Source organism: Alicycliphilus denitrificans K601 (assembly GCF_000204645.1).
Lineage (GTDB): Bacteria > Pseudomonadota > Gammaproteobacteria > Burkholderiales > Burkholderiaceae_C > Alicycliphilus > Alicycliphilus denitrificans.
Window position 1 is genome coordinate 2,563,380 of record NC_015422.1, and the last position, 26,873, is coordinate 2,590,252.

Below are 26,873 nucleotides of genomic sequence, written 5' to 3' on the forward strand. Positions count from 1 at the left end.
CCTGATATGAGAGCTGCAAGCGCATTATGGTCAAGCCTTATAGGCGGTTTTGCCTGATATCAAAAGGCGCGCAGACTGTTCACCGCCCCAGTTCTTCCAGCGCGGCGGACACATCCAGCCACTTTTCCTCGAGCCGTTCGACCTCTTCGGTGCAGGTTTTCAGGCGCCGGCCGGATTCCGCGATCTCGGCGGGGGGCAGCTCCTGCATCAGACGCTCTTCCAGCTGCGCCTTCTCCTGGGCCAGCAGCGCTAGACGCTGGTCTATGGTCTCCAGCTCGCGCTTCAGGGGGCGGGTCTTTTCGGCCAGTTGCTGCCGCGCCTGGGCCTCCAGGCGGCGCTGTTCGCGCGCGTCGGGGGCGGGCACGGCCGCGGGCGCCGGGGCGGCGGCGCGGGCCTGCTCGCGCAGGCGCCTGGATTCGTCGAGCAGGTAGCGCTGGTAGTCGTCCAGGTCGCCGTCGAACGGCCCGACCTGCCCGCGGCCCACGAGCCAGAATTCGTCGCACACGGAGCGCAGCAGGGCGCGGTCGTGGCTGACCAGCATTACGGTGCCCTCGAATTCGTTGAGCGCCATGGCCAGCGCCTCGCGCGTGGCCAAGTCCAGGTGGTTGGTGGGCTCGTCGAGCAGCAGCAGGTTGGGGCGCTGCCAGACGATCATGGCCAGCACCAGGCGCGCCTTCTCGCCGCCGCTCATGCTGCCCACGCTCTGCAGCACCATGTCGCCGCTGAAGTTGAAGCTGCCCAGGAAGTTGCGCAGGTCCTGCTCACGCGCGTCCACGCCCAGCTCGCGCGCCAGGCGCACCATGTGCGCGAGCGGGTGGTCGTCCGGGCGCAGCACGTCCAGCTCCTGCTGGGCGAAGTAGCCAATGGCGAGGCCCTTGCCCTCGGTGACCTTGCCGCCCAGGGGTGCCATGGTGCGGGCGATGGTCTTGACCAGGGTGGACTTGCCCTGGCCGTTGGCGCCCAGGATGCCTATGCGCTGGCCCGCCAGCACGGTGCGGCTGACGCCGCTCAGGACGGCTTTCTCGCTGCCGTCCTCGGCGCGGTAGCCGAAGGAGGCGTCGGTCAGCGCCAGCATGGGATTGGGCAGGTTGGCGGGCTCCTGGAATTCGAAGGTGAATTCGGCGCTCGCCAGCACGGGGGCGATTCTTTCCATGCGCTCCAGCGCCTTCACGCGGCTTTGCGCCTGGCGCGCCTTGGTGGCCTTGGCCTTGAAGCGGTCGATGAACTTTTGCAGGTGGGCGATCTTGGCCTGCTGGCGCTCGAACGCGGCCTGCTGCAGCGTGAGCTGCTGCGCGCGCAGTTCCTCGAACTGGCTGTAGTTGCCGCCGTAGCGTGTGAGCTGGGCGTTGTCGATGTGCAGCGTGACCTGGGTCACGGCGTCGAGGAATTCGCGGTCGTGGCTGATGACGATGAGCGTGCCCTCGTAGCGCTTGAGCCAGGCTTCGAGCCAGACCAGCGCGTCCAGGTCCAGGTGGTTGGTGGGCTCGTCGAGCAGCAGCAGGTCGCTGGGGCACATGAGCGCGCGCGCCAGCTGCAGGCGCATGCGCCAGCCGCCGGAGAAGCTGTTGACGGGTCTGTCGAGCTCGGCCACCTGGAAGCCCAGGCCCAGGATCAGCGCCTGGGCGCGCGCCGGCGCATCGTGCGCGCCGGCGTCCGCCAGGTCGGCGTGCGCCTGGGCAATGGCCATGCCGTCGCCCAATTGCTCTGCTTTTCGTAGCTGCTCGCGCAGGTGAGACAAGCGCGTATCGCCATCGAGCACGAAATCCGTGGCTGGCTGGGCGGTCTCGGGCATGTGCTGCGCCACCTGCGCCATGCGCCACTGCGGGGGCATGAGGAAGTCGCCGCCGTCCTCGTGCAACGTGCCGTTGAGGAGCGCGAAGAGGGTGGACTTGCCGGCGCCGTTGCGCCCCACCAGGCCGACTTTCTCGCCGGGATTGATGGAAACGGAAGCACTGTCGAGCAGCACGCGCGTGCCGCGGCGCAGGGTGAGGTTGCGGAGGCTGATCATGAGGCCGCGGATTATCCCAGCGAAAGCCCGCGGCCTGCCCCTCGGCGGGCCGTGGTCAGACGGGCTTCAGCCCCAGCTGCTTCATCATGGCCGCGGTCAGCTGCATTTCCTGCTGGATGTTCTGCACGAAGGCCGCTCCGTCGCGCACGTCCACCTGGCCCCCGTTTTCCTGCAGCGCGGCGACCACCTTGGGCTGCCTGAGCGCTTCGGAGAAGGCCTTGTAGATGGTCTCCACCACCGCATCCGGCGTTCCCGCGGGGACGGAGATGCCGCCGAACGAGGTCAGCTCCACGCCTGGGATGCCGAGCTCCGCGAGCGTGGGTACCTGCGGCTCGACCGGGTTGCGCCTGGCCCCGGCGATGGCGAGCGCGCGCAGCTTGCCGGCCTTGATCATGGGGTTGGCCGCCGAGAAGATCGGCATCCCGAAGGTCACTTGGTTGCCCAGCAGCGCATTCACGAGCTCGGAGGCGCCCTTGTAGGGCACGTGCATGGCCTTGGTGCGCGTGACGCTCAGGAACAGCTCCACGCCCAGGTGGGAGGGCGTGCCGACGCCCCCGGAGGCGTAGTCCACCTGGCCGGGGCGGGCCTTGAGCCGGGCCAGCAGGTCGTCCAGGCTGTGGATGTCGGAGTCCGCGTTCACTACCAGCCCCACGGTGGAGCTGCTCAGGCGCATGACGTGCCGGAAGTCCTTGAGCGCGTCGTAGCCGGGGTTCTTGTAGATGTGCATGTTGGCGGCCAGCGGCGAGCCCGTGTAGAGCAGGGTGTAGCCATCGGCCGGCGACTTGGCCACGGCGCGCGTGCCGATGTTCCCCGCGGCGCCCGGACGGTTCTCGATGACGATGGGTTGGCCCAGGAAGGGGCCCACGGCCTCGGCCAGGATGCGCGCCACCATGTCGGGCCCCGTGGCCGGCAGGTAGGGCACCAGCCATTTGACGGGGCGGCTGGGATAGCGGCCCTGGGCCCGGGCCGGCATGCCCGCCAGGGGGAGCAGGGCCGCGCCAAGCGCATGGGCCAGCATCCGGCGGCGTGACAGAGGGGTCATGTTCGTCTCCTTGCTTCTATAGCTGTGTGCGATGTGGGAGCTGCCGCCTCACGCCGCCTATGCGGGCGTGGCGAGCAGTTCCCTGGCGATGGTGTTGCGCTGGATCTCGCTGGTGCCGGTCAGCACGCGGTACATGCGCAGCATGCGGAACAGGAATTCCACGCGCCGGCCCTGGACGATGCCCTCGCCGCCGTGGATCTGCACCGCGCGGTCGGCGATGCCGAAGGCAGCCTCGGAGCAGAACAGCTTGCTCATTGACGCCTGGGCGCGGGCGTCGATGCCGGCGTCGATGGCGCGCGCCGTCTGCACCATCAGGGCGCGGGCGGCGGCCCATTGCGTGGCCATGTCGGCCAGCATGTGCTGTATGGCCTGGAACTGGGCGATGCTGCGGCCGAACTGCCGGCGCTCCAGCGCATAGTCGCGCGCGTCGCGCAGCGCCACCTGTGCCAGGCCAAGCATGGCGGGGCAGTGCATCAGCCGGTTGACGGTGATGCGCCCCAGCGCCAGCGCCAAGCCGCGGCCGCGCTCGCCGATCAGCTGGGCCGCTGGGACGCGGGCGCCGTCCAGCACGATGTCGCCGGTGTGGGACTGGCCGGCCATGGTCTTGTAGCCGCTAACCACCTCGACGCCCGGCGCGTGCAGGTCGACGAAGAAGGCGCTGATCTCGCGCTCGGCGGCGCCCTCGGGGGCGGTCGAGGCCAGCAGCACGGCGCAGTCGGCGAAGGGCGAGCCCGAGATGAAGCGCTTGCGGCCATGGAGCACGTAGTGGTCGCCGTCCTGCGTGGCGCGGGTCTGCAGCGCGCCGGCGTCGGAGCCCGCGCCGGCCTCGGTCAGCGCGAAGCAGATGGCCTTGTCGGCGCGCGCCACCGGTGCGATGAACTGCTCCATCTGCCACGGCGTGGCCTTGCGCACCAGCGCGCCGATGCGCGGCGGGCCGCTCAGCTCGCCCAGCACGTGGGGCGCGAAGGGCGAGCCGGTAGCGTAGATGGCTTCCTTGATCAGCACTTGGTCGAGCACCGAAAGCTCCTTGCCGCCCATGGACGGTGGCAGGGACATGCCGTAGAAGCCGAGCGCGTGCGAGCGCCGCCAGACCTGGCGCAGCAGGGCCTTGTCGGGCGAATGCTCGTGGTCTATGCCGTGGCTGCGGGCCAGGTCGACCAGCTCGCCGTGCAGGAAGTCCCGCAGCGCCGCGATCAGCTGCGCCGCCAGGGGCGAGCCTTCGAAGGGCATTTCGGGCAGTGCGGGGCCGGCGGCGGCCAGCCGTGTGGTAGGAGTGCTGGCGTTCATGTCAGTTCACCTTGCGGCTGAGGTTGCTCCAGTACGGCGCCTGTACGGTCTTGCGCATCACCTTGCCGTTGGGGTTCTTGGGCAGCTGCTCCACGAACTCGATGTGGCGCGGGCGCTTGAAGCCGCCCAGGTGCTCGGCGCAGAACCGGTCCAGCGCGCCGGGGTCGGGCTGCGCGCCGGGCTTGAGCACGATGTGCGCCGCGACGGCCTCTCCCCATTTGTCGTCGGGAATGGCGAACACGCAGGCGTCCTGCACCGCCTGGTGGCGGTAGAGCACGGCCTCCACCTCCGACGGGTAGACGTTGAAGCCGCCGCTGATGACCATGTCCTTCTTGCGGTCCACGATGTAGACGAAGCCTTCCTCGTCCATGCGCGCCAGGTCGCCCGTGTGGTAGCGGCCGTTCCTGAGCACCTCGGCCGTGAGGTCGGGCGCGCGCCAGTAGCCGGCGAACACGTCGGGGCCGCTCACGACGATCTCGCCCACCTCGCCCTGGGGCAGCGGGTTGCCGTCGCCATCGACCACCTCGACGATGGACTCCAGGAAGGGGCGCCCGCACGAGGCCAGCCGCTCGGGCCGCGCGGCGCGCGCCTGGAGGTGGTCCAGCGCCGACAGGCCGCACACGCCCGAGGTGGTCTCGCCCGCGCCATAGCCCTGGCTGAGGACAGGGCCGAACACGTCCATGGCTTGCAGAATGCGCGTCGGCGCCATCGGGGCCGCGCCATAGCCCAGGCGCAGCAGGTCGGGCAGCGGGCGGTAGCGGCCCTGCACCTCGGCCAGCAGCATGTTGATCATGGTCGGCACCATGAAGGTGTGGGTCACGCGCCGCTGCTGCATCTCGGCGATGAAGCCGGCGGGCTCGAACTGCGCGAACAGGTGGATGCAGGCCCCGGTGCACAGCGCGGGCACCAGTTGCATGCCCGAGGCGTGGGTGATGGGGCCGACCAGGCCCAGCACGTGGCCCGCCTGCATGCCCTCGCCGCGCATCAGGAACTTGCGCAGCTGGGCCAGGCGGTTGCCGAAGGTCTGCATCGCCGCCTTGAGCACGCCCGACGAGCCCGAGGTGTAGTGCAGCACGGCCAGCTCGTGCTCGCGCACGGCCACCGGCTCGAAATGCGCGCTGGCCCGGGCCAGGCGGCTCTCGTAGTCGCTGCCCGCGGGGCCGTCGAGCAGCAGCAGCTGTACGCCGGGGTCGCCCAGGTGGGGGCGGAAGGCCTCGGCGCGCGCGGCCGTGGTGACGATGATCCGCGCCTCGCTGTTGGCGGCGATCTCGCCCACCTCGCGCGGCGACAGGCGGGCGTTGAACGGCGCCTTGACCAGACCGGCCTTGTAGCAGGCGATTTCGATCTCGACGATCTCGACGCAGTTGTGCAGGTAGATGCCCACGCGGTCGCCGCGCGCGAGGCCGCCGGACAGCAGCGCGTTGGCCAGGCGGCTGGAGCGCTGCTCCAGCTCGCCATAGGTGATGCTGCGCGCCGCGCTGGTGACTGCGGGCAGGCGGGCATGGGCCCGGCAGCTGCGCGCCACCAGTGCGCCGACGTTGGGGATGGGGGAGCCCGGTGGAGGAGTGGAAGTGCTGGTCATGGCGGTCCTTGCGAAGCGCCGCGCGGCTTGCGCGGCGTTGCAGGGACTGTCCCAGAACCGGGCGGGTTAGAGGAAATACTGTTTATTGATTCGATGCCATCGATTTAATTGATGGCCTGCGGCGACGCGTCCAGCAGCCAGCAGGCCTGCCACTGGCCGCCGTCGATCAGGCTGCGCGCATGGGCCAGCAGGCACTCGCGCACCACGGCGGTGGCGGCGTCGTCCGCGCGGCTGGCCTGGGTGGTCACGAAGTAGCGCCGCTGCAATGCCGGATCGGTGACGCGGGCGACGATCCAGTGCCCCGGAGCGGCGGACTGCTGACGCTGGGCCAGCGACACCTCGGCCAGGGTGCAGGCGGGTGAGAAGGTGAAGCCGGCGCCGCAGTGGTAGAGCGAGCGGATGACGCGCGCCGAGTCGTGCTCGTGCACGATGTTCAGGCGCAGCCCGCGCTGCTCGGCCGCCGCCTCTACGCTCTGGCGGATGGCGAAGCGCCGCGACTGCAGCACCAGGGGCAGCCGGCTGGCGTGGGCGAAGGCCAGGCTGGGCAGGCCGCCGCCGGGGTCGCTTTGCAGCAGCGGCACCACTGCGGCGCCGCGGTCCAGGCCCGTCAGCAAGATGTCCTCCTGCGCCATGGGCTGGCAGTCCAGGCCGGGCAGCGCCGGGGTGTCGACGACGATGCCGATGTCGGCGCGGCGCTCCAGTACGGCCTTTTGCACCGTCAGGCTCAGGCCGTCGAGCACGAAGACGCGGATGCGCGGGTGCGTTTGCGACAGCTGCGCGATGACCGGCCCGAGCAGCAACGTGGTCAGCAGGAAGGGCACGGCGATCGTGACCGAGCCCTCCGGGCCCTGGGGCAGGCGCCGGATGCGCTCACCCATGGCCTCGGCGTCGCTGAGCAGGCGGCGGGCGTCCTGGTACAGCTGGGTGCCGGCCGGCGTCGGCGTCACGCCGGCGTGGCTGCGTTCGAGCAGCTGGGCGCCCAGTTCGGCCTCCAGCTTCTTGATCTGCGCCGTCAGCGCCGGCTGGGCCACATACAGTGAATGCGCTGCGCGCGAGAGGCTGCCGACCTCGACGACGGCGATGAAGTAGCGCAGCGCCCGCAGGTCCATTTCAGCCCGGGGCCGCGGTGCCTGCGGCCAGCAGCGCGGCGCGCGTGACCAGCAGCACCTGGTCCTCGCCGGCGCTGGTCTGCAGCCAGAACACGGGCAGTTGCGGAAAGGCGGCTTCGAAGTGCGCGCGCTCGTTGCCGATCTCCAGCACCAGCACGGCGTCCTCCGTCATGCAGGCGGGGGCCTCGCGCAGCAGGCGGTGGATGAAGTCCATGCCGTCGCCGCCGCCGGCCAGCGCCAGCTCGGGCTCGGCGCGGTATTCGGCGGGCAGCTCGGACATGCTCTGCGCGTTCACGTAGGGCGGGTTGCACAGGATCAGGTCCCAGGGGCCGGGCACGGCGGCCAGGCCGTCGGATTGCACGAGGCGGATGCGTTCCTGCAGGCCGTGCCGCTCGACGTTGATGCGTGCCACGGCGAGCGCGTCGGGCGAGAGGTCGGCGCCCGTGACCCGCACCTCGGGCCAGGCCATCGCCGCGAGCACGGCCAGACTGCCGTTGCCGGTGCACAGGTCCAGCACGTTCGTCGTGCGGTCGGTGAGCCAGTCGTCGATGCTGCCGTTGGCCAGGATCTCGGCGATGAAGCTGCGCGGCACGATGGCGCGCTCGTCCACGTAGAACGGCACGCCCACCAGCCAGGCCTCTCGCGTGAGGTAGGCGGCGGGCTTGCGCGTGGCGATGCGTTCTTCGAAAAGCGTAGCTACCAGCGCTTGGCTGGCGGGCGTTACGGGCTGATTCGCCACTGAATCCGGCGCGTCCTCGTCGAGCACGCTGTCGAGTGGCAGGCCCAGGCGCCACAGCACCAGCCAGACGGCCTCGTCGCGCGCATTGGCGGTGCCGTGGCCGAAGGCCACGCCGGCCCGGGCCAGCTGCTGCGCGCCGCTGGCGATCAGCGCGCCCACGGTGGCGCCGTGTACGGCCGGCGTCATGCCGCGGCCTGCGCGTTGAGGTTTTCGAGCGTGCGGCGGTAGATGTTCTTGAGCGGCTCGATGTCCGTCAGGCGGATGTTCTCGTCGATCTTGTGGATGCTGTCGTTGGGCGGGCCGAGCTCGACCACCTGCGGGCAGATCTGCGCGATGAAGCGCCCGTCGCTGGTGCCGCCGGTGGTGGACAGCTCGGTCGTCAGGCCCGTCTCGGCATGGATGGCCTGCTGCACGGCGCCGACCAGCTCGCCCGGCGTGGTCAGGAAGGGTTGGCCGCCCAGCGTCCAGGCCAGGTCGTATTCGAGGCCGTGGTGGTCCAGCACCGCATGCACGCGCTCCTTCAGGCTCTCGGCCGTGGATTCGGTGCAGAAGCGGAAGTTGAAGTCGATGGCCACCTCGCCCGGGATCACGTTGGTCGCGCCCGTGCCGCCGTGGATGTTGCTCATCTGCCAGCTGGTCGGCGGGAAGAAGTCGTTGCCTCGGTCCCAGACGGTGGCGGCCAGCTCGGCCAGCGCGGGCACGGCCTGGTGGATGGGGTTGCGCGCGAGATGCGGGTAGGCGATGTGGCCCTGCACGCCGCGTACGGTGAGCCTGCCCGACAGCGTGCCGCGGCGGCCGTTCTTGATCATGTCGCCCGTGCTCTGCACGGAGGTGGGCTCGCCCACGATGCACCAGTCCAGGCGCTCGCCGCGCGCGCGCAGCTGCTCGACGACCACCTTGGTGCCGTCTACCGACGGGCCTTCCTCGTCGCTGGTGAGCAGGAAGGCGATGGCGATGGCCGGCGCGGGCGTGGCGGCTAGGAACTCCTCCACGGCCACGACGAAGGCGGCGATGGAGGTCTTCATGTCGCTGGCGCCGCGCCCGTACAGGCGGCCGTCGCGCTGCGTGGGCGTGAACGGCGCGCTGCTCCACTGCTCCACGGGGCCCGTGGGCACGACGTCGGTGTGGCCGGCGAATACTACTGTTTTGATAGCTGCCTGCGATTGACTGGTGGGCGTTGCAGCCCTTTTTGCCCATAGGTTGCAGACGCGGAAGGAGGACGGGCCGCTGTCCAGCCGCTCGCAGGCGAAGCCCAGGGGCGCAAGGCGCTCGGCCAGCAGGTCGAGGCAGCCGGCGTCTTCGGGCGTGACGGAGGGGCGGGCGATGAGCTGTTCGGTCAGCAGCAGGGTAGGAGAGGGCATCGGGCAGGCAAATGGGTGGCGCTTCAAACGGGCTTGACGTCCAGCACGATCTCGGTGAACGAGGGTTCGTCGTCTTCGGGCGGCTGGCTCTCCTCCTGCTGGGCCTGCGCGGCCTTGGCGGCGATGGAGAAGTCGTTCTGCAGGCGCCACATGAGGTTGGTGGGCGAGTCGGCGTAGGCCAGGCCTTCCTTGCGGTCGATCCTGTCGCTGAGGATCAGGTGCGCCAGGGCCTCCTCGAAGGTCTGCGAGCCTTCGGCCATGGATTTTTCCATGGCGTCGCGCACGCCGGAGAAGTTGCCCTGCTCGACCAGGTCGGCCACCAGCTTGGTGTTGAGCATGACCTCTACGGCCGGCAGGCGCTCGCCCGCCTTGGTGCGCACCAGGCGCTGCGAAACGATGGCCTTGAGCGCCGAGGCCAGGTCGCCCAGCATGGTGGGGCGCACCTCCACGGGGTAGAACGACAGGATGCGGTTGAGCGCGTGGTAGCTGTTGTTGCCGTGCAGCGTGGCCAGGCACAGGTGGCCCGACTGGGCGTAGGCGATGGCGGCCGACATGGTCTCGCGGTCGCGGATCTCGCCAATCAGGATCACGTCGGGCGCCTGGCGCAGCGCGTTCTTCAGCGCCGTCTGCAGCGACTGCGTGTCGCCGCCGATCTCGCGTTGGTTGACGATGGAGCGCTTGTTTTTGAACTGGTACTCGACCGGGTCCTCCACGGTGAGGATGTGGCCGGTCATGGCCTCGTTGCGCTCATCGAGCATGGCGGCGAGCGTCGTGCTCTTGCCCGAGCCCGTGGCGCCCACGACCAGGATCAGGCCGCGCTTTTCCATGATGAGTGCGCCGAGAACCGGGGGCAGGTTCAGCGTGGACAGCTTCGGGATCTCCTGCGCGATGAAGCGGATCACCACCGCGTAGGTGCCGCGCTGGCGCATGGCGCTGATACGGAAGCGCCCCACGCCCGTGAGCGGCACGCCCATGTTGAGCTCGCCCGTCTCCTCCAGCTCCTCGATACGCTCGGGCGGCACGATTTCGGCCAGCAGGTTCCTGGGCGCGTCGGGCGGCAGGATCTGGCTGTTGATGGGCACGCACTCGCCGTTGATCTTGATCAGCGCCGGCGCGTTGGCCGACAGGTAGACGTCGGAGGCCTTTTTCTCACCCATGAGGCGCAAGATCCGCTCCATCGTGCTCATGCTCGCTCCCTCTCTCGTGGTCGTTGTCGTTGCGCGGGCGCCGATCGGCCGGCCGGTGCGCGTCAGTCGCGCAGCAGGTCGTTGAGGCTGGTGGTGGAGCGCGTCTTGGCGTCCACCTTCTTGACGATGATGGCGGCGTACATGCTGTAGCGGCCGCCGTCCTTGGGCAGGTTGCCGCTGACCACCACAGAGCCCGCGGGCACGCGGCCGTAGATCGTCTCGCCCGTGGCGCGGTCGTAGATGGGGGTGCTCTGGCCGATGTACACGCCCATGGAGATGACGGAGTTCTCCTCGACGACCACGCCCTCGACGATCTCGGAGCGCGCGCCGATGAAGCAGTTGTCCTCGATGATGGTGGGGCCGGCCTGCAGCGGCTCCAGCACTCCGCCCAGGCCCACGCCGCCCGACAGGTGCACGTTCTTGCCCACCTGGGCGCACGAGCCGACGGTGGCCCAGGTATCGACCATGGTGCCCTCGTCCACATAGGCGCCGATGTTCACGTAGCTCGGCATCAGGATCGCGCCCTTGGCGATGAAGCTGCCGCGGCGGGCCACGGCCGGAGGCACCACGCGCACGCCGGTGGCGGCCATCTCGTCGGGCGTGAGGTGGGAGAACTTCGTCGGCACCTTGTCGAAGAAGGCCAGGTCGCCGGCCTTCATGATGGCGTTGTCCTTCAGGCGGAAGGACAGCAGCACGGCCTTCTTGATCCACTGGTGCACGGTCCAGCGGCCCACGCCTTCGCGCGTGGCTACGCGCAGCTGGCCATTGTTGAGCTCGGAGATTACGTGTTCCACGGCGTCCACGACCTCCTTCGGTGCGGAGGCGGGGGAAAGGCTTGCGCGGTTGTCCCAGGCGTTGTCGATCAGGGTCTGCAGTTGTTGACTCATGGTGAGCTCAGATACGGGATTGGATGAATTGCACGATGCGCCGGGCGGCCTGCTCGCATTCCTCGGCCTCGGCTACAAGGGCCATGCGCACACGCTGGGCGCCGGGGTTGGCGCCGTTCACGTCGCGCGCCAGATAACTGCCCGGCAGTACCGTCACATTGTATTGAGTCAGCAGCGCCCGGGCGAACTCGGTGTCGCTCATGCCCAGGGCGTCCGGCACCCTGGCCCAGAGGTAGAAGCCCGCGTCGGGGAGGCCCACCTGCATGACCTGTGCCAGCATGGGCGTGACCTGGGCGAACTTGCGGCGGTACAGCGCGCGGTTTTCCTGCACGTGCGTCTCGTCGTTCCAGGCGGCGATGCTCGCGGCCTGCACGGCCGGCCCCATGGCGCTGCCGTGGTAGGTGCGGTAGAGCAGGAAGGCCTTGACGAGCGCGGCATCGCCGGCCACGAAGCCGCTGCGCAGGCCCGGCACGTTGCTGCGCTTGGACAGGCTGGTGAAGGCGAGCAGGTTGCGGTAGTCCGTGCGGCCCAGGCGGTGCGCGGCCTCCAGGCCGCCGAGCGGGGGCTCGTCGCGGAAATAGATCTCGCTGTAGCACTCGTCCGAGGCGATCACGAAGCCGTAGCGGTCGCTCAGCGCGAACAGCTTTTCCCACTCCGTGAGCGGCATCACGGCGCCCGTGGGGTTGCCCGGCGAGCAGGTGAACAGCAGCTGCGTGCGCTGCCACACGTCCTCGGGCACGCTGTCCCAGTCCACGGCGAAGTTGCGCGCCGGGTCGCTGGGCGCGTAGTGGGGCGTGGCGCCCGCCAGCAGCGTGGCGCCCTCGTAGATCTGGTAGAAGGGGTTGGGGCAAACCACGGTCGCGCCGGGGCGGGACGCATCCACCACCGTCTGGGCGAAGGCGAACAGCGCCTCGCGCGAGCCGTTGACGGGCAGCACCTGCGTGGCCGGGTCTACGACGACGCCGTAGCGCCGCTGCATCCAGCCCGCGCAGGCCTCGCGCAGGCGCGGCTCGCCCAGGGTGGACGGGTAGCTCGCCAGGCCCGCCAACCCTTCGGCCAGCGCATCCTTGATGAACTGCGGCGTGGCGTGGCGCGGCTCGCCTATGCCCAGGCTGATGGGACTGTGTTCGGCCGAGGGCGTGACCCCCGCGAAAAGCTGTCGCAGCCGCTCGAACGGGTAGGGCTGCAATAAGGAGAGCAGGGGATTCATAGGGGGAGGATTATCGGGGAAGGAGGCACCGGGCTGCTTGGCGCCATCGAATCCCGCCTGCTGCGCCTGCTGGGCGCTCCGCCTTGGACGGTCAGCCGTGCACGGCGCGCTGCGCGCGGGCCCGTGCCAGCGCGGCGGCGATCGCCGCATGCTTGGGGTCGGCGGGTGCCTTCGCGTCGGGCCGATCGGCGCGCGGCATGGCGCCAGCTGCCGGGGGCGCCACTAGCGCCTGCTGCTCTTCGCGCTCCAGGCGCTCCCGCCGCGCCCTGTAGCGCGTGCGCGCCTGCTCGGCCTGCGGCGCGGACCAAGCGGCCCAGCCGGTGGCCTGGCCGCTGGCGTTCTCCATGCGGATGCAGTCCACGGGGCAGGCGGGCAGGCACAACTCGCAGCCCGTGCAATGCGGAGCGATCACGGTGTGCATGCGCTTGTTCAGGCCCAGGATGGCATCCGTGGGGCAGGCCTTGATGCACAGCGTGCAGCCAATGCACCAGTTTTCGTCAATGACGGCCACGGCACGCGGCGTCTCCTGGCCATGGGCCGCGCTCAGCGGCAGTTCGGGCCGGCCGGTGATCGCCGCCAGGCGCGCCACGCCCTGGGCTCCGCCCGGGGGGCACTGGTTGATGCCGGCCTCGCCGCTGGCCACCGCGTGCGCGTAGGCCGCGCAGTCGGGGTAGCCGCAGCGTGTGCACTGGGTCTGGGGCAGGGCAGCGTCGATGCGCTCGGCCAGGGCCTGCAGTGCTGCAGCCGGTAACGACGAGGCCTGCGCCAGGGCCATGGCTGTGCGCTCCGTTCAGGCGGCGGCGGTGCGCACGCGGCGCACGCGCACGGCCCCGGCCGGCTGCCCGGGCTGGTTGGCACGGATGAAGTCGCGCACCTTGGCATACACATGCTTGCGCCAGCGGCGGCCGCTGAAGATGCCATAGTGGCCCGCGCCCTTGACCTCGTAGTGCATGCGGCGCTCGGGCGCGATGCCGGAGCACAGGCCCTGGGCGGCCTCCGTCTGGCCGCTGCCGGAGATGTCGTCGAGCTCGCCCTCGATGGTCAGCAGGGCCGTGTCGGCGATGTCCTGCGGGCGCACGCGTTCGAGCTTGCCGTCGGGCGAGCGCACGTCCCAGGTGCCGTTGACCAGGCTGTAGTCCTGGAACACGGTCTTGATGGTTTCGAGGTAATAGTTGGCGTCCATGTCGAGCACGGCGTTGTACTCGTCGTAGAACTTGCGGTGGGCCTCGGCGCTCGCGTCGTCGCCCTGGATCAGGTTCTTGAAATAGTCGTAGTGGCTGGTTGCGTGGCGGTCAGGGTTCATGGCCACGAAGCCCATGTGCTGCATGAAGCCCGGGTAGACGCGGCGCCCTGCGCCGGGGAAGTTGCTGGGCACGCGGTAGATGACGTTGGTCTCGAACCACTTGAAGCTGCGCTGCGTGGCGAGGTTGTTGACCGCCGTGGGCGAGCGGCGCGCGTCGATGGGGCCGCCCATCATGGTCATGGACAGCGGCGTGGTCTCGCCGCGGCTGGCCATGAGCGAGACGGCGGCCAGCACGGGCACCGTGGGCTGGCACACGCTCATCACATGGCAGTTGCCGTACTTCTGCTGCAGGTGGCGGATGAATTCCTGCACGTAGTTGACGTAGTCGTCGAGGTGGAAGTCCCCCTCGGACAGAGGCACGAGGCGCGCGTTCTTCCAGTCGGTGATGTAGACCTTGTGGTCTGCGAGCATGGAGCGCACGGTGTCGCGCAGCAGCGTGGCGTAGTGCCCGGACAGGGGCGCGACGACGAGCACCACGGGTTGTTCCTTGAGCTTGAGCAAGGTGTCGGGGTCGTCGGAGAAGCGCTTGAAGCGGCGCAGCTCGCAGAACGGCTTGTCGATTTCCACGCGCTCGTGGATGGCGCAGCTCACGCCGTCCACGTCGACGGTGCGGATGCCGAACTGGGGCTTCTCGTAGTCCTTGCCCAGCCGGAACAGCAGCTCGTAGCCGGCCGACATGCGGTGCGCCAGCTGGGTTTCACTGAAGGGAGACAGCGGGTTGCTGTAGAACTTGGCAGCCGCTTGCGCCAGGTCGGCGAAGGGCTCCATCAGGGTACGCTGGGTTTCGTAGAGGGTGTACAGCATGGGGCTTGCGCATTTTATGTTGCAGTGCAATATGTTAGTCCTTGCACAGCCCGGCGCGTAGGGGAAAACACTTGGCCAACGTCTCGCGCGCGACAAGTTTTCAACTTGTCTTCACAATTTTATGATAGCGAATGTCGCTTTGCCGGTGGGCATTTCCGCCGTTTTTGACCTGTATCTAGACGTACGGAGCTCCCTGCAACCATGCCTCGAAGGCCTCGCGCGAACTGTTGCGTAAAGCACGCCGGAACAGCTGCTTGTCGCCCAGGTACAGGCAGTGGCGGATCACGGTGAAGGGGGTGAAGCTGCCCTCGGGGTTGTGTTCCTCGTAGAACTGCTTGTAGCGCTTGACCGTGGCCAGGGTCTCGCGCATCAGCGCATTGAAGCGCGAGCGGGTGATGCCCGGCGACCAGGCCCGGATGTCGTCCACGAACTGGTCCACCTTCCGGGCGTCGAACTCGGCGTCCTTGAAGAAATGGTTGGCGATCTTCAGGAAGGTGAAGGCATCGAGCTCGCTGCCGGGCGCCGGCGCCCGCGCGGTGCCGGGTTCAGGCTCGGCGGTTTCGTCGGACGCGCGCTGCAGCTCGGCGGCGGTGGCGTCGCGGATCTGGCGGAACTCGCGGTCGGCCAGCTCGAACAGCGCCGACAGCACGTTGATGCGGCGCTTGAGCTGCGCGGGGATCGATTTCTTGTACTTGATCTTGTGGTCCAGCACGCTCCAGGCGTCCTGGATGATGGTGCGCACCTGCAGCTCGAACGGCTGGTTGGCGTAGGCCGCGTTCTGGGGCAGCGCCGCCTGCTCGGCATTGAGCCGCAAGTCCAGGTGCAGGCCCTTGTAGCCGAACGAGGCCTCGGTGCCCTCCATGGCGCTGACTTTGTCGGTCACGTCGATCACGTCGAAGTGCGACTGCACGATCTGCGCCACCTTTTCCAGCTCGTCCTCGTAGAGGCAGACCACGCGCACGCCAATCAGGTCGGTGATGTAGTGGTGGATCTCGTAGGGCGTGCCGCTTTCCTCCAGCGCCGTGCGGTACTTGCGCGAGAACTTGCGCAGGCACTCGTCGCGGTCCTTCACGCGGCCCTCGATCTTGGCGATGTCGATGTGGCGGGCCTGGGACAGGATGGACTGCAGCAGCGCCATGAAGAACGCGCAGGCCTGCTGCAGCGCCGGCAGCTCCCGCGCGTAGAAGGCGTGGAAGACGGATTCCTCGTGTGCGGGCTGGATCGCGGAAGACATGGGGCGGCGGGGGGAAGGAGAGCTTGGCAATGGTAGGGCAGGACGGGCCGGAGCCCCCCGTCAATCCTAGGCTGGCCTGATGCGCGCCAGCGCCATCACCTCGCGCGCGGGCAGGTGCTTCAGGCGGTGGTCGCTCCACACCTGGCGCCAGCGGCGCGCGCCGGGCAGTCCGTTGCGCAGGCCCAGCATGTGGCGCGCCACGGCGTACCAGTGCGTGCCGTGCGCGGCGGCCTCGCGCTCCATGTAGGCCACCATCTCCTCCTCGACCTGCTCGCGCGTGAGCGTGCCGGGCTTGGCGCCGAAGAACAGCTCGTCCCAGCGCGTCAGCCACCAGGGGTTGTGGTAGGCCTCGCGGCCCACCATCACGCCATCGACCAGCGCCAGCTGTTCCAGCACGGCCGCGTCGGTCTGCAAGCTCCCGTTGATGGCGATGGTCAGCTGCGGGAAGTCCGATTTCAGCCGCGCCGCCACCTCGTAGCGCAGCGGCGGAATCTCGCGGTTCTCCTTGGGCGAGAGTCCCTTGAGCCAGGCATTGCGCGCATGCACGATGAACACGCGGCAGCCCGCGTCGGCCACCGTGCCCACGAAGTCGCGCACGAAGCCGTAGTCCTCCGTCTGGTCGATGCCGATGCGGTGCTTGACGGTGACGGGCATGTCGACCACGTCCACCATGGCCTTCACGCAGTCGGCTACCAGCCGCGGCTCGTTCATCAGGCAGGCGCCGAAGGCGCCGCGCTGCACGCGCTCGCTGGGGCAGCCGCAGTTGAGGTTGATCTCGTCGTAGCCCCACTGCGCGCCCAGGCGGGCGCTGTGCGCCAAGTCGGCAGGTTCGCTGCCGCCCAGCTGCAGCGCCACGGGGTGCTCGGCCTCGCCGAAGCGCAGGTGGCGTGGCACATCGCCATGCAGCAACGCGCCGGTGGTCACCATTTCGGTGTAGAGCAGGGCGTGGCGCGACAGCAGGCGGTGCAGGTGGCGGCAGTGCCTGTCGGTCCAGTCCATCATCGGCGCCACGCTCATGCGCCAGGGGCTCAGTCCTGAGCCAAGTTGTTGGTTCTCTTCGGTTTCCATGGATTTCGCGCCGCGTCACGTCGTTGCGTGTGGGCGGATTGGCAGGGGGTGAAAAATTCCTGGTGCAGGTCTGCATCAAGCAAGGCGGGGCCGTGATTTTCCCTGAGCCGCGCCACGCCGATGGGCTTCAGGCCCAAACGTCGGGAAGATGCCCGTTGAGTAAATAAGATTATTATCGTAATCTATTTTCCGTTACCTTACGGCGGCGACGATAAACACTTGGAGTACGACCGATGAAAGACGCGCAAGCGGCCAAGCCGCTGTACCTGGAGGATTTGGCGGTGGGGGATGTGTTCGTGAGCCCTCCGCATGCGCTCGACGCACAGCAGATCGTCGAATTCGCGTCCCAGTTTGACCCGCAGCCGTTCCACCTCGATGAGCAGGCTGCCAAGGGCTCGTTCTTCGAGGGGCTGGCCGCGAGCGGATGGCATACCGTGGCGATCACCATGCGCTTGCTGGTGCAGAGCTTTCCTCTGGCCAGGGGCGTGATTGGCGCTGGAGCCGAACTCAGCTGGTCGCAGCCCACGCGGCCGGGTGACGTACTTCGCGTGACCAGCACCATCAAGGACATTGCGCCTTCTCGATCAAAGCCCGACCGGGCCATCGTGGTGCTCGAAAGCGTGACCTCCAACCAGCACGGTGCTCCTCTGCAGAAGCTGGTCAGCAAGGTCGTTGCCTTCAAAAGGACGGCGTAGTCCATGGGACGCTCGACGCAGGAGAAGGCCCTGGAGAACCGCGCAAGGATCGTGGACCGCGCCAATGCGCTGTTTCGCCAGCGCGGCGTCGACAACGTGTCCGTGTCGGACGTGATGGGCGCCTGCGGAATGACCGTGGGCGGCTTCTACAAGCATTTTGATTCCAAGGATGCGCTGGTCGCGCAGGCCTGCGGCCTCGCGTTCACGCAGGCGCTGAAGGCCTGGGACGAGGTCTACGAGAATGCGGACACAAATGCCAGAGAACGGAATCTGGAGTTGGTGCGCCGCTACATCAACAACCGGTCTCCAGAACGCCGATGCCCCATTCTGGCGTTCGCTCCCCACGTCGCGACCGGCGATGCGGCCGGACCGGCCGTCCGTGCCTACCAGGCCGGCATCCATGAGCTCTTCGAAAAGTTCGTCGAAGGGGCGGGCACGGAGGGAGAGCCCCCCGTGCCTGCCGCGTCCCGCGAAGCCATGGCGCTTTTTGCTGCCATGGTTGGCGCGCGGGTCCTGAACCAGGCGGCGGGCAATGCAGGCTGGGTCCGCGATATCGAAGACGCGGTCATTGCCGCGGCGGCTTCACTCTCCCCGAAGAACGAGAAACCTTAGGCCCCTTTGAGGTATTTTTGCCCTCTAACGCTTACGGGGAGATCGCTGGCAGCTATTGATACATGAGCAACCAGGGACGCGCGTCGCGCCGGCCGGAACTGCGCACTGCCGGCAAATACGCCTGGCGCATCTCCGTGGCGGTGTACTAGCATGGCCTATCACACAGGTCGCTTGGAAGGAGGCGCGCCATGGCCACACCTCAACCCCATGCCGCCCCGACAGGGGGCCGCTCCGTGCTGGTCCTGGGGGCAGGCCATATCGGCCATGCCATCGCGCTGCTGCTGTCCGACGCCGGTGGCTACGCGCTGCAGGTGGCCGACCGCAACCTCTCCTCGCTGCAGCGGGTGCAGGCTCTGGCGGGCGTGGCCACCGTGCACGTGCCCGATGCGGCGGCGCTGGAGGCGGCCGTCGCCGGCTGCCATGCGGTGCTCAACGCCCTGCCGTTCCACCAGGCGGCGGCCGTGGCCACGCTGTGCGCCCGGCACGGCGTGCATTACTTCGACCTGACCGAGGACGTGGCCAGCACCCGGGCGATCCGCGCGCTGGCGGCCGGCGCGCGCAGCGTGCTCATGCCGCAGTGCGGGCTGGCGCCGGGTTTCATCGGCATCGTGGGCAACGACCTGGCCGGGCGCCTGGACGGCGGCGCGCAGGCGCTGCGCCTGCGCGTGGGGGCGCTGCCGCGCTACCCGCAGGGGGCATTGCGCTACAGCCTGACCTGGAGCACCGAGGGCTTGATCAACGAGTACTGCAACCCCTGCGAGGCCATCGTGGACGGCCAGCGCACCAGCGTGCCGGCGCTGGACGGCCTGGAGACGCTGCTCATCGACGGCGTGGAGTACGAGGCCTTCAGCACCTCGGGCGGCCTGGGCACGCTGACCCGGACTTGGGAGGGACGGCTGCAGCAGCTCGACTACAAGACCATCCGCTACCCCGGCCACCACGCCGCCGTGCGGCTGCTGCTGCACGAGCTGCGCCTGCGCGAGCGGCGCGAGCTGCTGCGCGAGCTGCTGGAGGGCGCCATTGCCGCGACGCGGCAGGACGTAGTCGTGATCCTGGCCGTTGCCAGCGGCCTGCGCGGCGGGCGGCTGGTGCAGGAGAGCTACGCGGCCCGCATCCTGGGCCGGCGGCTGCGCGGGCAGGCGCTCAGTGCCATCCAGCACACCACGGCCGCGGCCATCTGCGCCGCGCTGGACCTGGTGAGCAGCGGGCGGCTGCCGCAGGCGGGCTTCGTGCGGCAGGAGCAGATCGCGCTGGCAGACTTCCTGGCGAACCGCTTCGGCAGCGTCTACGACGTGGAGGGCACGCAGGCCTAGCGCCGCTGGTACATGGCCTCGATGGCGTCCGCGTAGTGCGCCATGAGGCTGTTGCGCTTGAGCTTGAGCGTGGGCGTCATGAGGGCGTTTTCTATGGTCCAGGGCTCGCGCACCAGGTGCACGGCGCGCGGCACGGCATAGCGCGGGAAGCCCGCGGCGAGCTTCTCGATGCGCGCCAGCGCCGCACGCGTGGCGCTGGGGTGTGCCAGGCTGGCCGGGTCGTCGGGGTCCAGCCCCAACTGGCCGGCGAGTTGGCGCCATTCCTCGGCCTGCACCGCGGCCACGCAGGCGATGAAGGGACGCTGCTCGCCCACGACGAAGGCCTGCTCGAACAGCGGATCGGCCGTGATGGCCAGCTCCAGGTCGGCCGGCGGCACCTTCTCGCCGGTGGAGGTGACGATGATCTCCTTGATGCGGCCCAGGATGCGGATGCGGCCATCGACGATCTCGGCCTGGTCGCCCGTGCCCAGCCAGCCGCCCTCGCCGATGGCGCGGGCCGTGTCCTCGGGGCGCTTCCAGTAGCCCTTCATGACGATGGGGCCGCGCACCTGCAGCTCGCGGTTCTCGCCGATGCGCACCTCCACCCCGGGCAGGGCGCGGCCCACGGTGGACGGGTCGTTGTCGTCCAGCGCGTTCACGCTGACCACGGGCGTGGTCTCGGTCATGCCATAGCCCTGCACTAGCGGCAGGCCCAGGCCCAGGAAGCACTGCGCGATGGCGGGCGGCAGCGGCGCGCCGCCGCTCACCGCAACGCGCACGCGGCCGCCGAAACGGGCCAGCAGCGGCCTGGCGACCAGGGCGCGCAGCAGTGGCCAGGGCAGGGCGCGCATCCAGCTGCCGGCGCCGTCGTCCTGCGGCGCGGGCAGACGCTGGGCGGCGCAAAAGCGCCTCCAGCCCACGGCCTGCGCAGCCTGGAACAGCTGCATCTTCCACGGCGAGGACGAGAGGGTCTCGATCAGCTTGGCGTGCACGCGCTCGTAGATGCGCGGCACCGACACCAGTACCGTCGGGCGCACGGTCAGCATGTCGTCGGCCAGCTGCGCCACCGAGCGCGCATAGGCCACGCAGCTGCCCGAGGCCACGGGCAGGTAGTAGCCGCCCGTGCGCTCGAAGGTGTGCGACAGCGGCAGGAAGGACAGGAACACGTCGTCCGGCGTGGGGACGATGCGCTGGAGCACGGCCTTCACGTCGGCGATCACGTTGGCGTGCGTGAGCATCACGCCCTTGGGCTTGCCCGTGGTGCCGCTGGTGTAGACGATGGCCGCCAGGTCCTCGGGGCCGGGCGGCGGGGGCAGCGGGGTGTCCGCCGCGGCATGCTGCAGCCAAGCGGACAGGGGCGCGACGGGAACTGCGTCCGGTCCGGCGTCCTGCGCCGGCGCCTTGGCCGTCGCCACCACGCCCATCAGGTGCGGCAGCGGCAGGCCCACGCCGCGCACGCGCTCCCACTGCGCGGCATCCTGTACGACGAGCAGCGAGACTTCCGCATCCTGCAGGATGTAGGCGATGCTGCCCGGGTTGTCGATGGCGTGCAGCGGCACGGGCACGCAGCCCGTGGCCATGGCGGCCTGGTCGATGCTCATGGCGTCCAGCCCGTTGGGCAGCAGCACGGCGATACGCGCGCCCTGCGGCAGGCCCGAGGCGGCTATGGCGCGGCTCCACTGCCGCACGCGCTCCTGCGCCTGAGACCAGCTCAGGCTGGTCCAGTGGCCGGTGGCGGAGTCGCATTGGCGGTAGGCCTCGCGGTCGGGGGTGAGGGCTGCGCGAAAAGCCAGCAGCTCGGGCAGGGTCTGCACGGCGTGCAGGTCGGGAAGGGTGGAGGTCATGCGCGCCATCGGCCGGCTGTCCCGGCCTTGAAAACGTCCAAAACAGGAGCTGCCAGCGCTTGTCTGGCGAGGCTTTGAAGCGGATTTCGTGCAAATTTCCGCACGACCGTGCTGCGGATTATCGCAGCCAGCGCATCAGCCTGCGGCTTCCAGCCCGTGGGCGAAATGCGCGCGCATGGCCTGCGCGGCGCCTTGCGCGTCGCGCGCGCGCAGCGCCGCCATGAGGGCCTCGTGCTCGGCCAGCGAATCCTCGATGCGCCCCTGCTTGAACAGGGAGTGGTGGCGGCTGAGCTTCATGACCTTGCGCAGATCGGCCACCATCTGCCCGCGCCAGCGGTTGTCGGCCAGCTCCAGCAGGCGCAGGTGGAAGCGCTCGTTGAGGGTGAAGAAGCGCTCGCGGTCGCCCGCGGCGGCGCCCAGCTCGGCGTGCAGCGCCTCCAGCTCGCCCAGCTGCTGCGGCGTGGCCGCGGCCGCCACCACGCCGGCCGCGTCGCTCTCCAGCAGCGCGAGCAGGTGGTAGACGTCGCGCAGGTCCTTCTCCGACATCTCCGTCACGTAGGCACCGCGCCGCACCTTCATCGTGACAAGGCCTTCGGCCGCGAGCACCTTCAGCGCCTCGCGCAGCGGCGTGCGGCTGATGCCGATTTCCTCGGCGATCTTCAGCTCGTCGATCCAGCTGCCTGGCTCCAGCTCCTGGCGGAAGATGCGCTGGCGCAGCAGTTCGGCCACTTCTTCGTACAGGGCTTGGCGGGGCAGCGGGACGGTCTTCATGCGCCCGAGAATATCAGTGCATGCAACCGCTGGCCGGCTGGTACGTGGACGGGATGCCCGCCACGGGAACGCCGCCGCGCAGCGCCTGTGCGGGCAGGTGCGGCGCGATGGCGGCGCGGGCCGCCAGGAGCGCCGGGAGGTCGACGTGCGTGGCGAAGCCCATGCTCTCCAGCATGAAGACCAGGTCCTCGGTGACGATGTTGCCCGACGCGCCGGGCGCGAAGGGGCAGCCGCCCAGCCCGCCCATGCACGCGTCGAACTCGCGGATGCCCTCCTGCAGGCCCATCAGCGCGTTGGCAAGCCCTAGGCCCATGGTGTCGTGCAGGTGCAGCTTTTGCAGCAGCGGGCCGACCGCGTCCTGCACGGCGCGCACGGTATCGCGCACCAGGGCCGGATGGGCATGGCCCACCGTGTCGGCCAGGGTGATGCGGTCGGCGCCGGCCAGCGCCAGCGCCTTGGCGGCGGCCACCACGTCGCCCAATGGCACGGTGCCGGCCACCGAGCAGCCGAATGCCGAGGCGGTCACGCAATCGATGCGCACAGGCCGCGGCTGCGCGCGCAGCCATTCGATGATGTCGCCGATGGCGGCGATGTGCTCCAGCGTGCCCTTGTTCACGTTGGCGCGGCTGTGCCGGTCACTGGCCGAGAGCGGAATCACGATGATGTGCGCGCCCGCCTCGTAGGCGGCCATGGCGCCCTTGAGGTTGGCGGCGAGGGCGTAGACCTTCAGCCCTTCGATCCGCAGCGCCTGCGCCACCACCGCCGCGGAGTCGGCCATCTGCGGCACGAGGCGCGGCGAGACGAAGCTGCCCACCTCGATGTCCCGCAGGCCGGCCGCGTGCAGCGCCTTGATCCAGGCGATCTTCGCCTCAGTGGAGACGGGCTTGGCGATCAGCTGCAGCCCGTCGCGGGGACCGACTTCGGTGACGGTGACACTCCTGAGCATGCCTATTGCACCTGGATGTGCGCCGCCTGGATCGTCGCCTTCGCCTTGGCGATGTCCTTCTCGATGAGCCGGGAGAATTCCTGCGGCGTGGTGGAGCTGGCCTCCAGGCCCTGCTTGGCATAGGCGGCGCGCACGTCGGGGCGCGCCATGACCTGCACCACGGCGTCGTTCAAGGTTTTCACCACGTCGGCAGGCGTGCCGGCGGGCGCGAAGACACCGTAGTAGGTGACGAAGCTGTAGTCCTTGTAGCCCGACTCGGCCACGGTCGGCACGTCGGGCAGGGATGCGTTGCGCGCGGCGGAGGTGACGGCCAGCGCGCGCACCTTGCCGCTCTGGATGATGTTGGTGGCCGACGAGATCGAGGCGCCGGCGACCTGCAGGTGGCCGCCCATCAGGTCCGCTAGCGCCGGGCTCGACCCCTTGTACGGCACGTGCTGCATCTTGAAGCCGGCCGCCGCCTGCAGCATTTCCACAGAAATGTGCACCGAGCCGCCCGTGCCGGAGGTGCCGTAGCTGATCTTGCCGGGCTCCTTGCGCGCGGCGTCGATGAGCTGCGCCAGGGTCTTGTAGGGCGAATCGGCGGTGACCAGCAGCACCATGGGCGTGGTGGCGAGCAGCGAGACCGGCTGCAGGTCCTTGATCGGGTCGTAGGACGTCTTCATCAAGAGCGGGATCAGCGACACGTTGTCCGATTGGCCGATCACGATGTCGTAGCCCGTGGGCGCCGCGCGTGCCAGCTCGGCCAGGCCCAGCGCCGTGCCGGCGCCGGGGCGGTTGTCGGGCACCATCACCCAGCCCTTGGCTTCGGCCAGGTGGGTGGCCAGGTTGCGGCCGATGAAGTCGGTGCCGCCGCCGGGCGTGGAAGGGATGATCACGCGGATCGGCTTCGCGGGGAAGGGGGCGGGGGGCTGGGCGTGGGCAAAGGCCGCAGTGGCCATCAGCCCCGCGATGAGGATTCGTCGTTGCATGGTGAGGATGTCTCCGGGGAATGGGGTGTGGCGGATGTCAGCCGCCGATCTTTCCGTGCTGGCGCAGCAGCGCGATGGCCTCGTCGTCCAGGCCGAGGTCTTTCAGGATCGCCACGGTGTGCTCGCCCACCTGGGGCGGGTCGGCGCGCTTGCCCACCTTGAGTCCATCGAATTCGAGGGGCAGGGCGGGCGTGGAAACATGCTCCCCGGTCGGGAGCAGCGTCGGCATCAAGGCGCCGCCCTGCGTGAGGTGCGGGTCTTTCAGCAGATCATGGGGCTGGTTCACCGGCGCGTACGACAGCTTGGCCTTTTCGAGGGCCTCGCACAGGTCGGCGCTGTTCCAGTTCTTGAGCACTTCGGCCACGGCGGGCACGACCCACGGGCGCGCGGCCTCGCGGTCGATGGCGGAGAACAGGCGCGCGTCCTCGGCCCAGCCCGCGGGCATGAAGGTGGCGGCGAAAGTGCGCCATTGGGCGTCGCTGACCACGGCGACAAAGACGCGCGCGCCGTCCTTGGTCGTGAACAGGTCGTAGACCCCCCAGGGCGGCTCGCGCTTGCTGCCGAAGGGCAGGGCGGGAGTGCCGGTCAGCTCGAACTGCGTGATGAATTGCGCCACCAGCAGCAGGTTGGTCTCGAACAGGCCCGCGCGCACGTACTTGCCCACGCCCGTGCGCTCGCGCTCGTGCAGCGCGCTCAGGGCGCCGATCACGCCGAACTGGCCGCCCAGGATGTCGTTGACGGAAGGCGCGGCGCGCTGCGGGCGGTCGTCGCTGCCGTTGATGTAGGCCATGCCGCCCATCATCTGGACGACCTCGTCCAGGGCCGTGCGCTCCTGGTAGGGGCCGCTCAGGAAGCCCTTGAGCGAGACGTAGATGGCGCGCGGGTTGCGCGCGCGCACCGATGCGTGGTCCAGCCCGTACTGCAGCAGGCTGTCGTCGCGGAAGTTCTCCAGCACGATGTCGGCCTTGTCGGCCAGGTCCTGGACGAGCTTGCGGCCCTCCGCCGACTTCAGATCGACCGCGAAGCTTTGCTTGTTGCGGTTGAACACGGGGAAGTAGCCAATGCCGGCGCTCTTGAGGCGGCGCGTGCGGTCGCCCTCCACGGGCTCCACCTTGATCACCTCGGCGCCCAGGTCGGCCAGCGTCATGCCGGTGGCGGGGCCCATGATCATGTGCGAGATCTCCAGCACGCGCACGCCCTTGAGCGGCAGGTCGTCAGGGGCGAGGTAGGGAGAAGGCGCGGAAGCAGATGGACTGGTCATGCTGGGCAGAATTAATTATTCTGAATTAATAATTACAAATAACTTGGCGCGCGATCTTGGCGCACTTCACGGGCGCTCCGCATCCGATGAAACCCTAGGACCTTCAGGACGCGGGCGCGTAGGGCGCGAACCGCCGCGCGTTCGGGTCGATGGAGAGCGGCCGCCCCAGCGCGGGGAAGGCGCGCTGCACGCAGCTCTCGCGGTCGCACACCTTGCAGCCCGAGCCGATCGGCACGGCGCGCTCGGGCGCGTCCAACCCCAGCCCGTCGCCGTAGACCAGCCGATGGGCGTGGCGCGCATCGCAGCCCAGCGCCACCGAAAAGATGCGCCCGGGCGTGCCGTAACCGCCGCGCCGGTGCTCCACCGTGCGGGCAATCCACAGGTAGGTGCGCTCGTCGGGCATGCGGGCCAGTTGCGTGAGGATTTTGCCCGGCTGCGAGAACGCGTCGTACACGTTCCAGAGCGGGCAGGTGCCGCCGGTGCGCGAGAAGTGGAAGTCGACCGACGACTGGCGCTTGGACATGTTGCCCGCCCGGTCCACGCGCACGAAGAAGAACGGGATGCTGTGCGGCGAGGCGTGGCGCATCGTCGAGAGGCGGTGGCCCACCGTCTCGAAGCCCACGCCGAAGCGCTCGCCGAGCAGATCGATGTCGTAGCGCAATTCGTCGGCGGTCTTCTGGAACAGCCGGTTGGGCAGCAGCAGCGCCGCCGCGAAATGGTTGGCGAAGCCGATGCGGGCCAGGGCGCGCGCCTCGTCGCTGCCGAAGTTGGCCGCGTTGGTGAATCCGTCGATCGTCGGCCCCGATTCCAGCAACGCGAGCTGTATGCCCAATTGGAATGCCTGCTGGCCGGCGCTCAGGCCAGCCCCCAGCCGCAGCTGGTGGCTGGCGCGCTCCAGCATGCGCACCGGTTGCTCGACCGCGGGCGAGCCCGCCGCGCGCAGCACGGTGATGCCGTGGAGGCTGCGCAGACGCTGCTCCAGCGCCGCCACGAGCCGGGCCGCGTGCGGCGCATGGGGGTCAGTGTTCTCGGGGTGCAGTTGCAGGTAGAGCTGCTCGGCCTGCTCGTCCAGCAGGGCCAGGTGCTGATGGCCCGCGTAGAAGAACTCGCGCACCTCCTCGTACGGCTGCACGGGGGCGGAGGTGGCATGCGCGGCGTGGCCGCTGTCCGTGTTTTCCGCGATCACTGACAGTCGCTCCTCCGCCGCGCGGATGCGCTTGTGCAAGCCCAGCAGCACGCGCGTGGCCGCCGGCAATTGCTCGGCCAGGATGCGGGTTTCCGCCAGCGGCACCTGGTCGCCGCCCGGCATGTCGGCCAGGGCGCTGCGCAGCTGGCCCAGCTGCCGCGCCTGCGAGTCCTCCGAGAACTGTTGCAGGTCGATGCCGAAGGCCGCCTGCAGCCGCAGCAGCACGTTCACGGTGAGCGGCCGCTGGTTGTTCTCGATCTGGTTCAGATAGCTGGGCGACACCTTCAGCGCCTGCGCCAGCGCCGCCTGGGTCAAGCCGCGCTGCTCGCGCAGCGTCTTCAGGTGCGCCCCCATGAAAGCCTTGCTCATGTTTGCAAACATCGCAAATTTACATTCGCAATTCGCATAAATTGTTCTCCTAATTATTGCTAATCCTCGCTCTTTTTGCGAAGATTGTAAATATAGATATTACAAGGA

Annotated in this window: 23 protein-coding genes; 3 read left to right on the forward strand and 20 right to left on the reverse strand. The window is 69.1% G+C overall.

Going from position 1 to position 26,873, the window contains the following annotated elements:
- Positions 1-79 precede the first annotated feature (79 nt).
- The 14 genes from ALIDE2_RS12250 to dusA all read right to left on the reverse strand — a co-directional run bounded on the left by ALIDE2_RS12250 (position 80) and on the right by dusA (position 16,821).
- Positions 80-2,008 (reverse strand): ABC-F family ATP-binding cassette domain-containing protein, encoded by a 1,929-nt coding sequence (locus ALIDE2_RS12250; RefSeq protein WP_013722188.1) that lies wholly within the window; start codon positions 2,006-2,008, stop codon positions 80-82.
- A 55-nt stretch (positions 2,009-2,063) separates the two neighbouring features.
- Positions 2,064-3,050, reverse strand: coding sequence for a Bug family tripartite tricarboxylate transporter substrate binding protein (locus ALIDE2_RS12255; RefSeq protein ID WP_013722189.1), 987 nt, complete (start codon positions 3,048-3,050; stop codon positions 2,064-2,066).
- A 57-nt stretch (positions 3,051-3,107) separates the two neighbouring features.
- A complete protein-coding gene (locus tag ALIDE2_RS12260; RefSeq protein ID WP_013519094.1) occupies positions 3,108-4,337 on the reverse strand; it encodes an acyl-CoA dehydrogenase family protein in 1,230 nt (409 codons plus the stop codon).
- Between the two features lies 1 nt (position 4,338).
- Positions 4,339-5,919 carry an AMP-binding protein gene (locus ALIDE2_RS12265; RefSeq protein WP_013722190.1) on the reverse strand — a complete coding sequence of 527 codons (1,581 nt, stop codon included), beginning with the start codon at positions 5,917-5,919 and terminating at the stop codon, positions 4,339-4,341.
- Positions 5,920-6,023: 104 nt separating this feature from the next.
- Complete coding sequence (locus ALIDE2_RS12270; RefSeq protein WP_013519096.1) at positions 6,024-7,028, reverse strand: LysR family transcriptional regulator; 1,005 nt, start codon at positions 7,026-7,028, stop codon at positions 6,024-6,026.
- A gap of 1 nt (position 7,029) precedes the next feature.
- Complete coding sequence (gene prmB, locus ALIDE2_RS12275) at positions 7,030-7,953, reverse strand: 50S ribosomal protein L3 N(5)-glutamine methyltransferase (protein ID WP_013519097.1); 924 nt, start codon at positions 7,951-7,953, stop codon at positions 7,030-7,032.
- Positions 7,950-9,128, reverse strand: a complete 1,179-nt coding sequence (gene dapE / locus ALIDE2_RS12280) for a succinyl-diaminopimelate desuccinylase (protein ID WP_013519098.1) — start codon at positions 9,126-9,128, stop codon at positions 7,950-7,952. Before dapE ends, prmB begins: the two co-directional genes overlap by 4 nt.
- Positions 9,129-9,151: 23 nt before the next feature.
- Positions 9,152-10,315, reverse strand: coding sequence for a PilT/PilU family type 4a pilus ATPase (locus ALIDE2_RS12285; protein ID WP_013519099.1), 1,164 nt, complete (start codon positions 10,313-10,315; stop codon positions 9,152-9,154).
- A 62-nt stretch (positions 10,316-10,377) separates the two neighbouring features.
- A complete protein-coding gene (dapD, locus tag ALIDE2_RS12290) occupies positions 10,378-11,202 on the reverse strand; it encodes a 2,3,4,5-tetrahydropyridine-2,6-dicarboxylate N-succinyltransferase (protein WP_013519100.1) in 825 nt (274 codons plus the stop codon).
- Between the two features lie 7 nt (positions 11,203-11,209).
- The gene (gene dapC, locus ALIDE2_RS12295; RefSeq protein WP_013722191.1) at positions 11,210-12,412 is read right to left on the reverse strand and encodes a succinyldiaminopimelate transaminase; all 1,203 of its coding nucleotides are present in this window, start codon (positions 12,410-12,412) and stop codon (positions 11,210-11,212) included.
- Positions 12,413-12,503: 91 nt separating this feature from the next.
- Positions 12,504-13,187 carry an electron transport complex subunit RsxB gene (gene rsxB / locus ALIDE2_RS12300; protein ID WP_013519102.1) on the reverse strand — a complete coding sequence of 228 codons (684 nt, stop codon included), beginning with the start codon at positions 13,185-13,187 and terminating at the stop codon, positions 12,504-12,506.
- Between the two features lie 15 nt (positions 13,188-13,202).
- On the reverse strand, positions 13,203-14,519 hold the full coding sequence (locus ALIDE2_RS12305; protein ID WP_013519103.1) for a polyhydroxyalkanoate depolymerase: 1,317 nt from the start codon (positions 14,517-14,519) through the stop codon (positions 13,203-13,205).
- A gap of 175 nt (positions 14,520-14,694) precedes the next feature.
- Positions 14,695-15,753 (reverse strand): GTP pyrophosphokinase, encoded by a 1,059-nt coding sequence (locus tag ALIDE2_RS12310; RefSeq protein ID WP_013519104.1) that lies wholly within the window; start codon positions 15,751-15,753, stop codon positions 14,695-14,697.
- A gap of 66 nt (positions 15,754-15,819) precedes the next feature.
- Positions 15,820-16,821 (reverse strand): tRNA dihydrouridine(20/20a) synthase DusA, encoded by a 1,002-nt coding sequence (gene dusA, locus ALIDE2_RS12315; protein ID WP_081471086.1) that lies wholly within the window; start codon positions 16,819-16,821, stop codon positions 15,820-15,822.
- Positions 16,822-17,054: 233 nt separating this feature from the next.
- On the opposite strand from dusA, the gene ALIDE2_RS12320 reads away from it, so the two are divergent.
- From ALIDE2_RS12320 to ALIDE2_RS12330, 3 genes are all read left to right on the forward strand, one after another.
- Entirely contained in the window at positions 17,055-17,516 is a 462-nt protein-coding gene (locus ALIDE2_RS12320; protein WP_013519106.1) for a MaoC family dehydratase, read from the forward strand.
- Between the two features lie 3 nt (positions 17,517-17,519).
- Positions 17,520-18,128, forward strand: a complete 609-nt coding sequence (locus ALIDE2_RS12325; RefSeq protein WP_013519107.1) for a TetR/AcrR family transcriptional regulator — start codon at positions 17,520-17,522, stop codon at positions 18,126-18,128.
- A gap of 188 nt (positions 18,129-18,316) precedes the next feature.
- Positions 18,317-19,441 (forward strand): saccharopine dehydrogenase family protein, encoded by a 1,125-nt coding sequence (locus ALIDE2_RS12330; RefSeq protein WP_013519108.1) that lies wholly within the window; start codon positions 18,317-18,319, stop codon positions 19,439-19,441.
- On the opposite strand, the gene ALIDE2_RS12335 is transcribed toward ALIDE2_RS12330, so the two are convergent.
- The 6 genes from ALIDE2_RS12335 to ALIDE2_RS12360 all read right to left on the reverse strand — a co-directional run bounded on the left by ALIDE2_RS12335 (position 19,438) and on the right by ALIDE2_RS12360 (position 26,765).
- Positions 19,438-21,264: an AMP-dependent synthetase/ligase gene (locus ALIDE2_RS12335; protein ID WP_420796261.1), complete on the reverse strand. Its 1,827-nt coding sequence runs from the start codon at positions 21,262-21,264 to the stop codon at positions 19,438-19,440. The two genes, ALIDE2_RS12330 and ALIDE2_RS12335, sit on opposite strands and share 4 nt — an antisense overlap.
- A gap of 135 nt (positions 21,265-21,399) precedes the next feature.
- Positions 21,400-22,035 (reverse strand): GntR family transcriptional regulator, encoded by a 636-nt coding sequence (locus ALIDE2_RS12340; RefSeq protein WP_013519110.1) that lies wholly within the window; start codon positions 22,033-22,035, stop codon positions 21,400-21,402.
- A 13-nt stretch (positions 22,036-22,048) separates the two neighbouring features.
- Complete coding sequence (locus tag ALIDE2_RS12345; protein WP_013519111.1) at positions 22,049-22,981, reverse strand: hydroxymethylglutaryl-CoA lyase; 933 nt, start codon at positions 22,979-22,981, stop codon at positions 22,049-22,051.
- A gap of 2 nt (positions 22,982-22,983) precedes the next feature.
- The gene (locus ALIDE2_RS12350; protein WP_013722194.1) at positions 22,984-23,949 is read right to left on the reverse strand and encodes a Bug family tripartite tricarboxylate transporter substrate binding protein; all 966 of its coding nucleotides are present in this window, start codon (positions 23,947-23,949) and stop codon (positions 22,984-22,986) included.
- A 37-nt stretch (positions 23,950-23,986) separates the two neighbouring features.
- On the reverse strand, positions 23,987-25,210 hold the full coding sequence (locus ALIDE2_RS12355; protein ID WP_013722195.1) for a CaiB/BaiF CoA transferase family protein: 1,224 nt from the start codon (positions 25,208-25,210) through the stop codon (positions 23,987-23,989).
- A gap of 103 nt (positions 25,211-25,313) precedes the next feature.
- Positions 25,314-26,765: a short-chain fatty acyl-CoA regulator family protein gene (locus tag ALIDE2_RS12360; RefSeq protein WP_041700867.1), complete on the reverse strand. Its 1,452-nt coding sequence runs from the start codon at positions 26,763-26,765 to the stop codon at positions 25,314-25,316.
- Between the last annotated feature and the right edge of the window lie 108 nt (positions 26,766-26,873).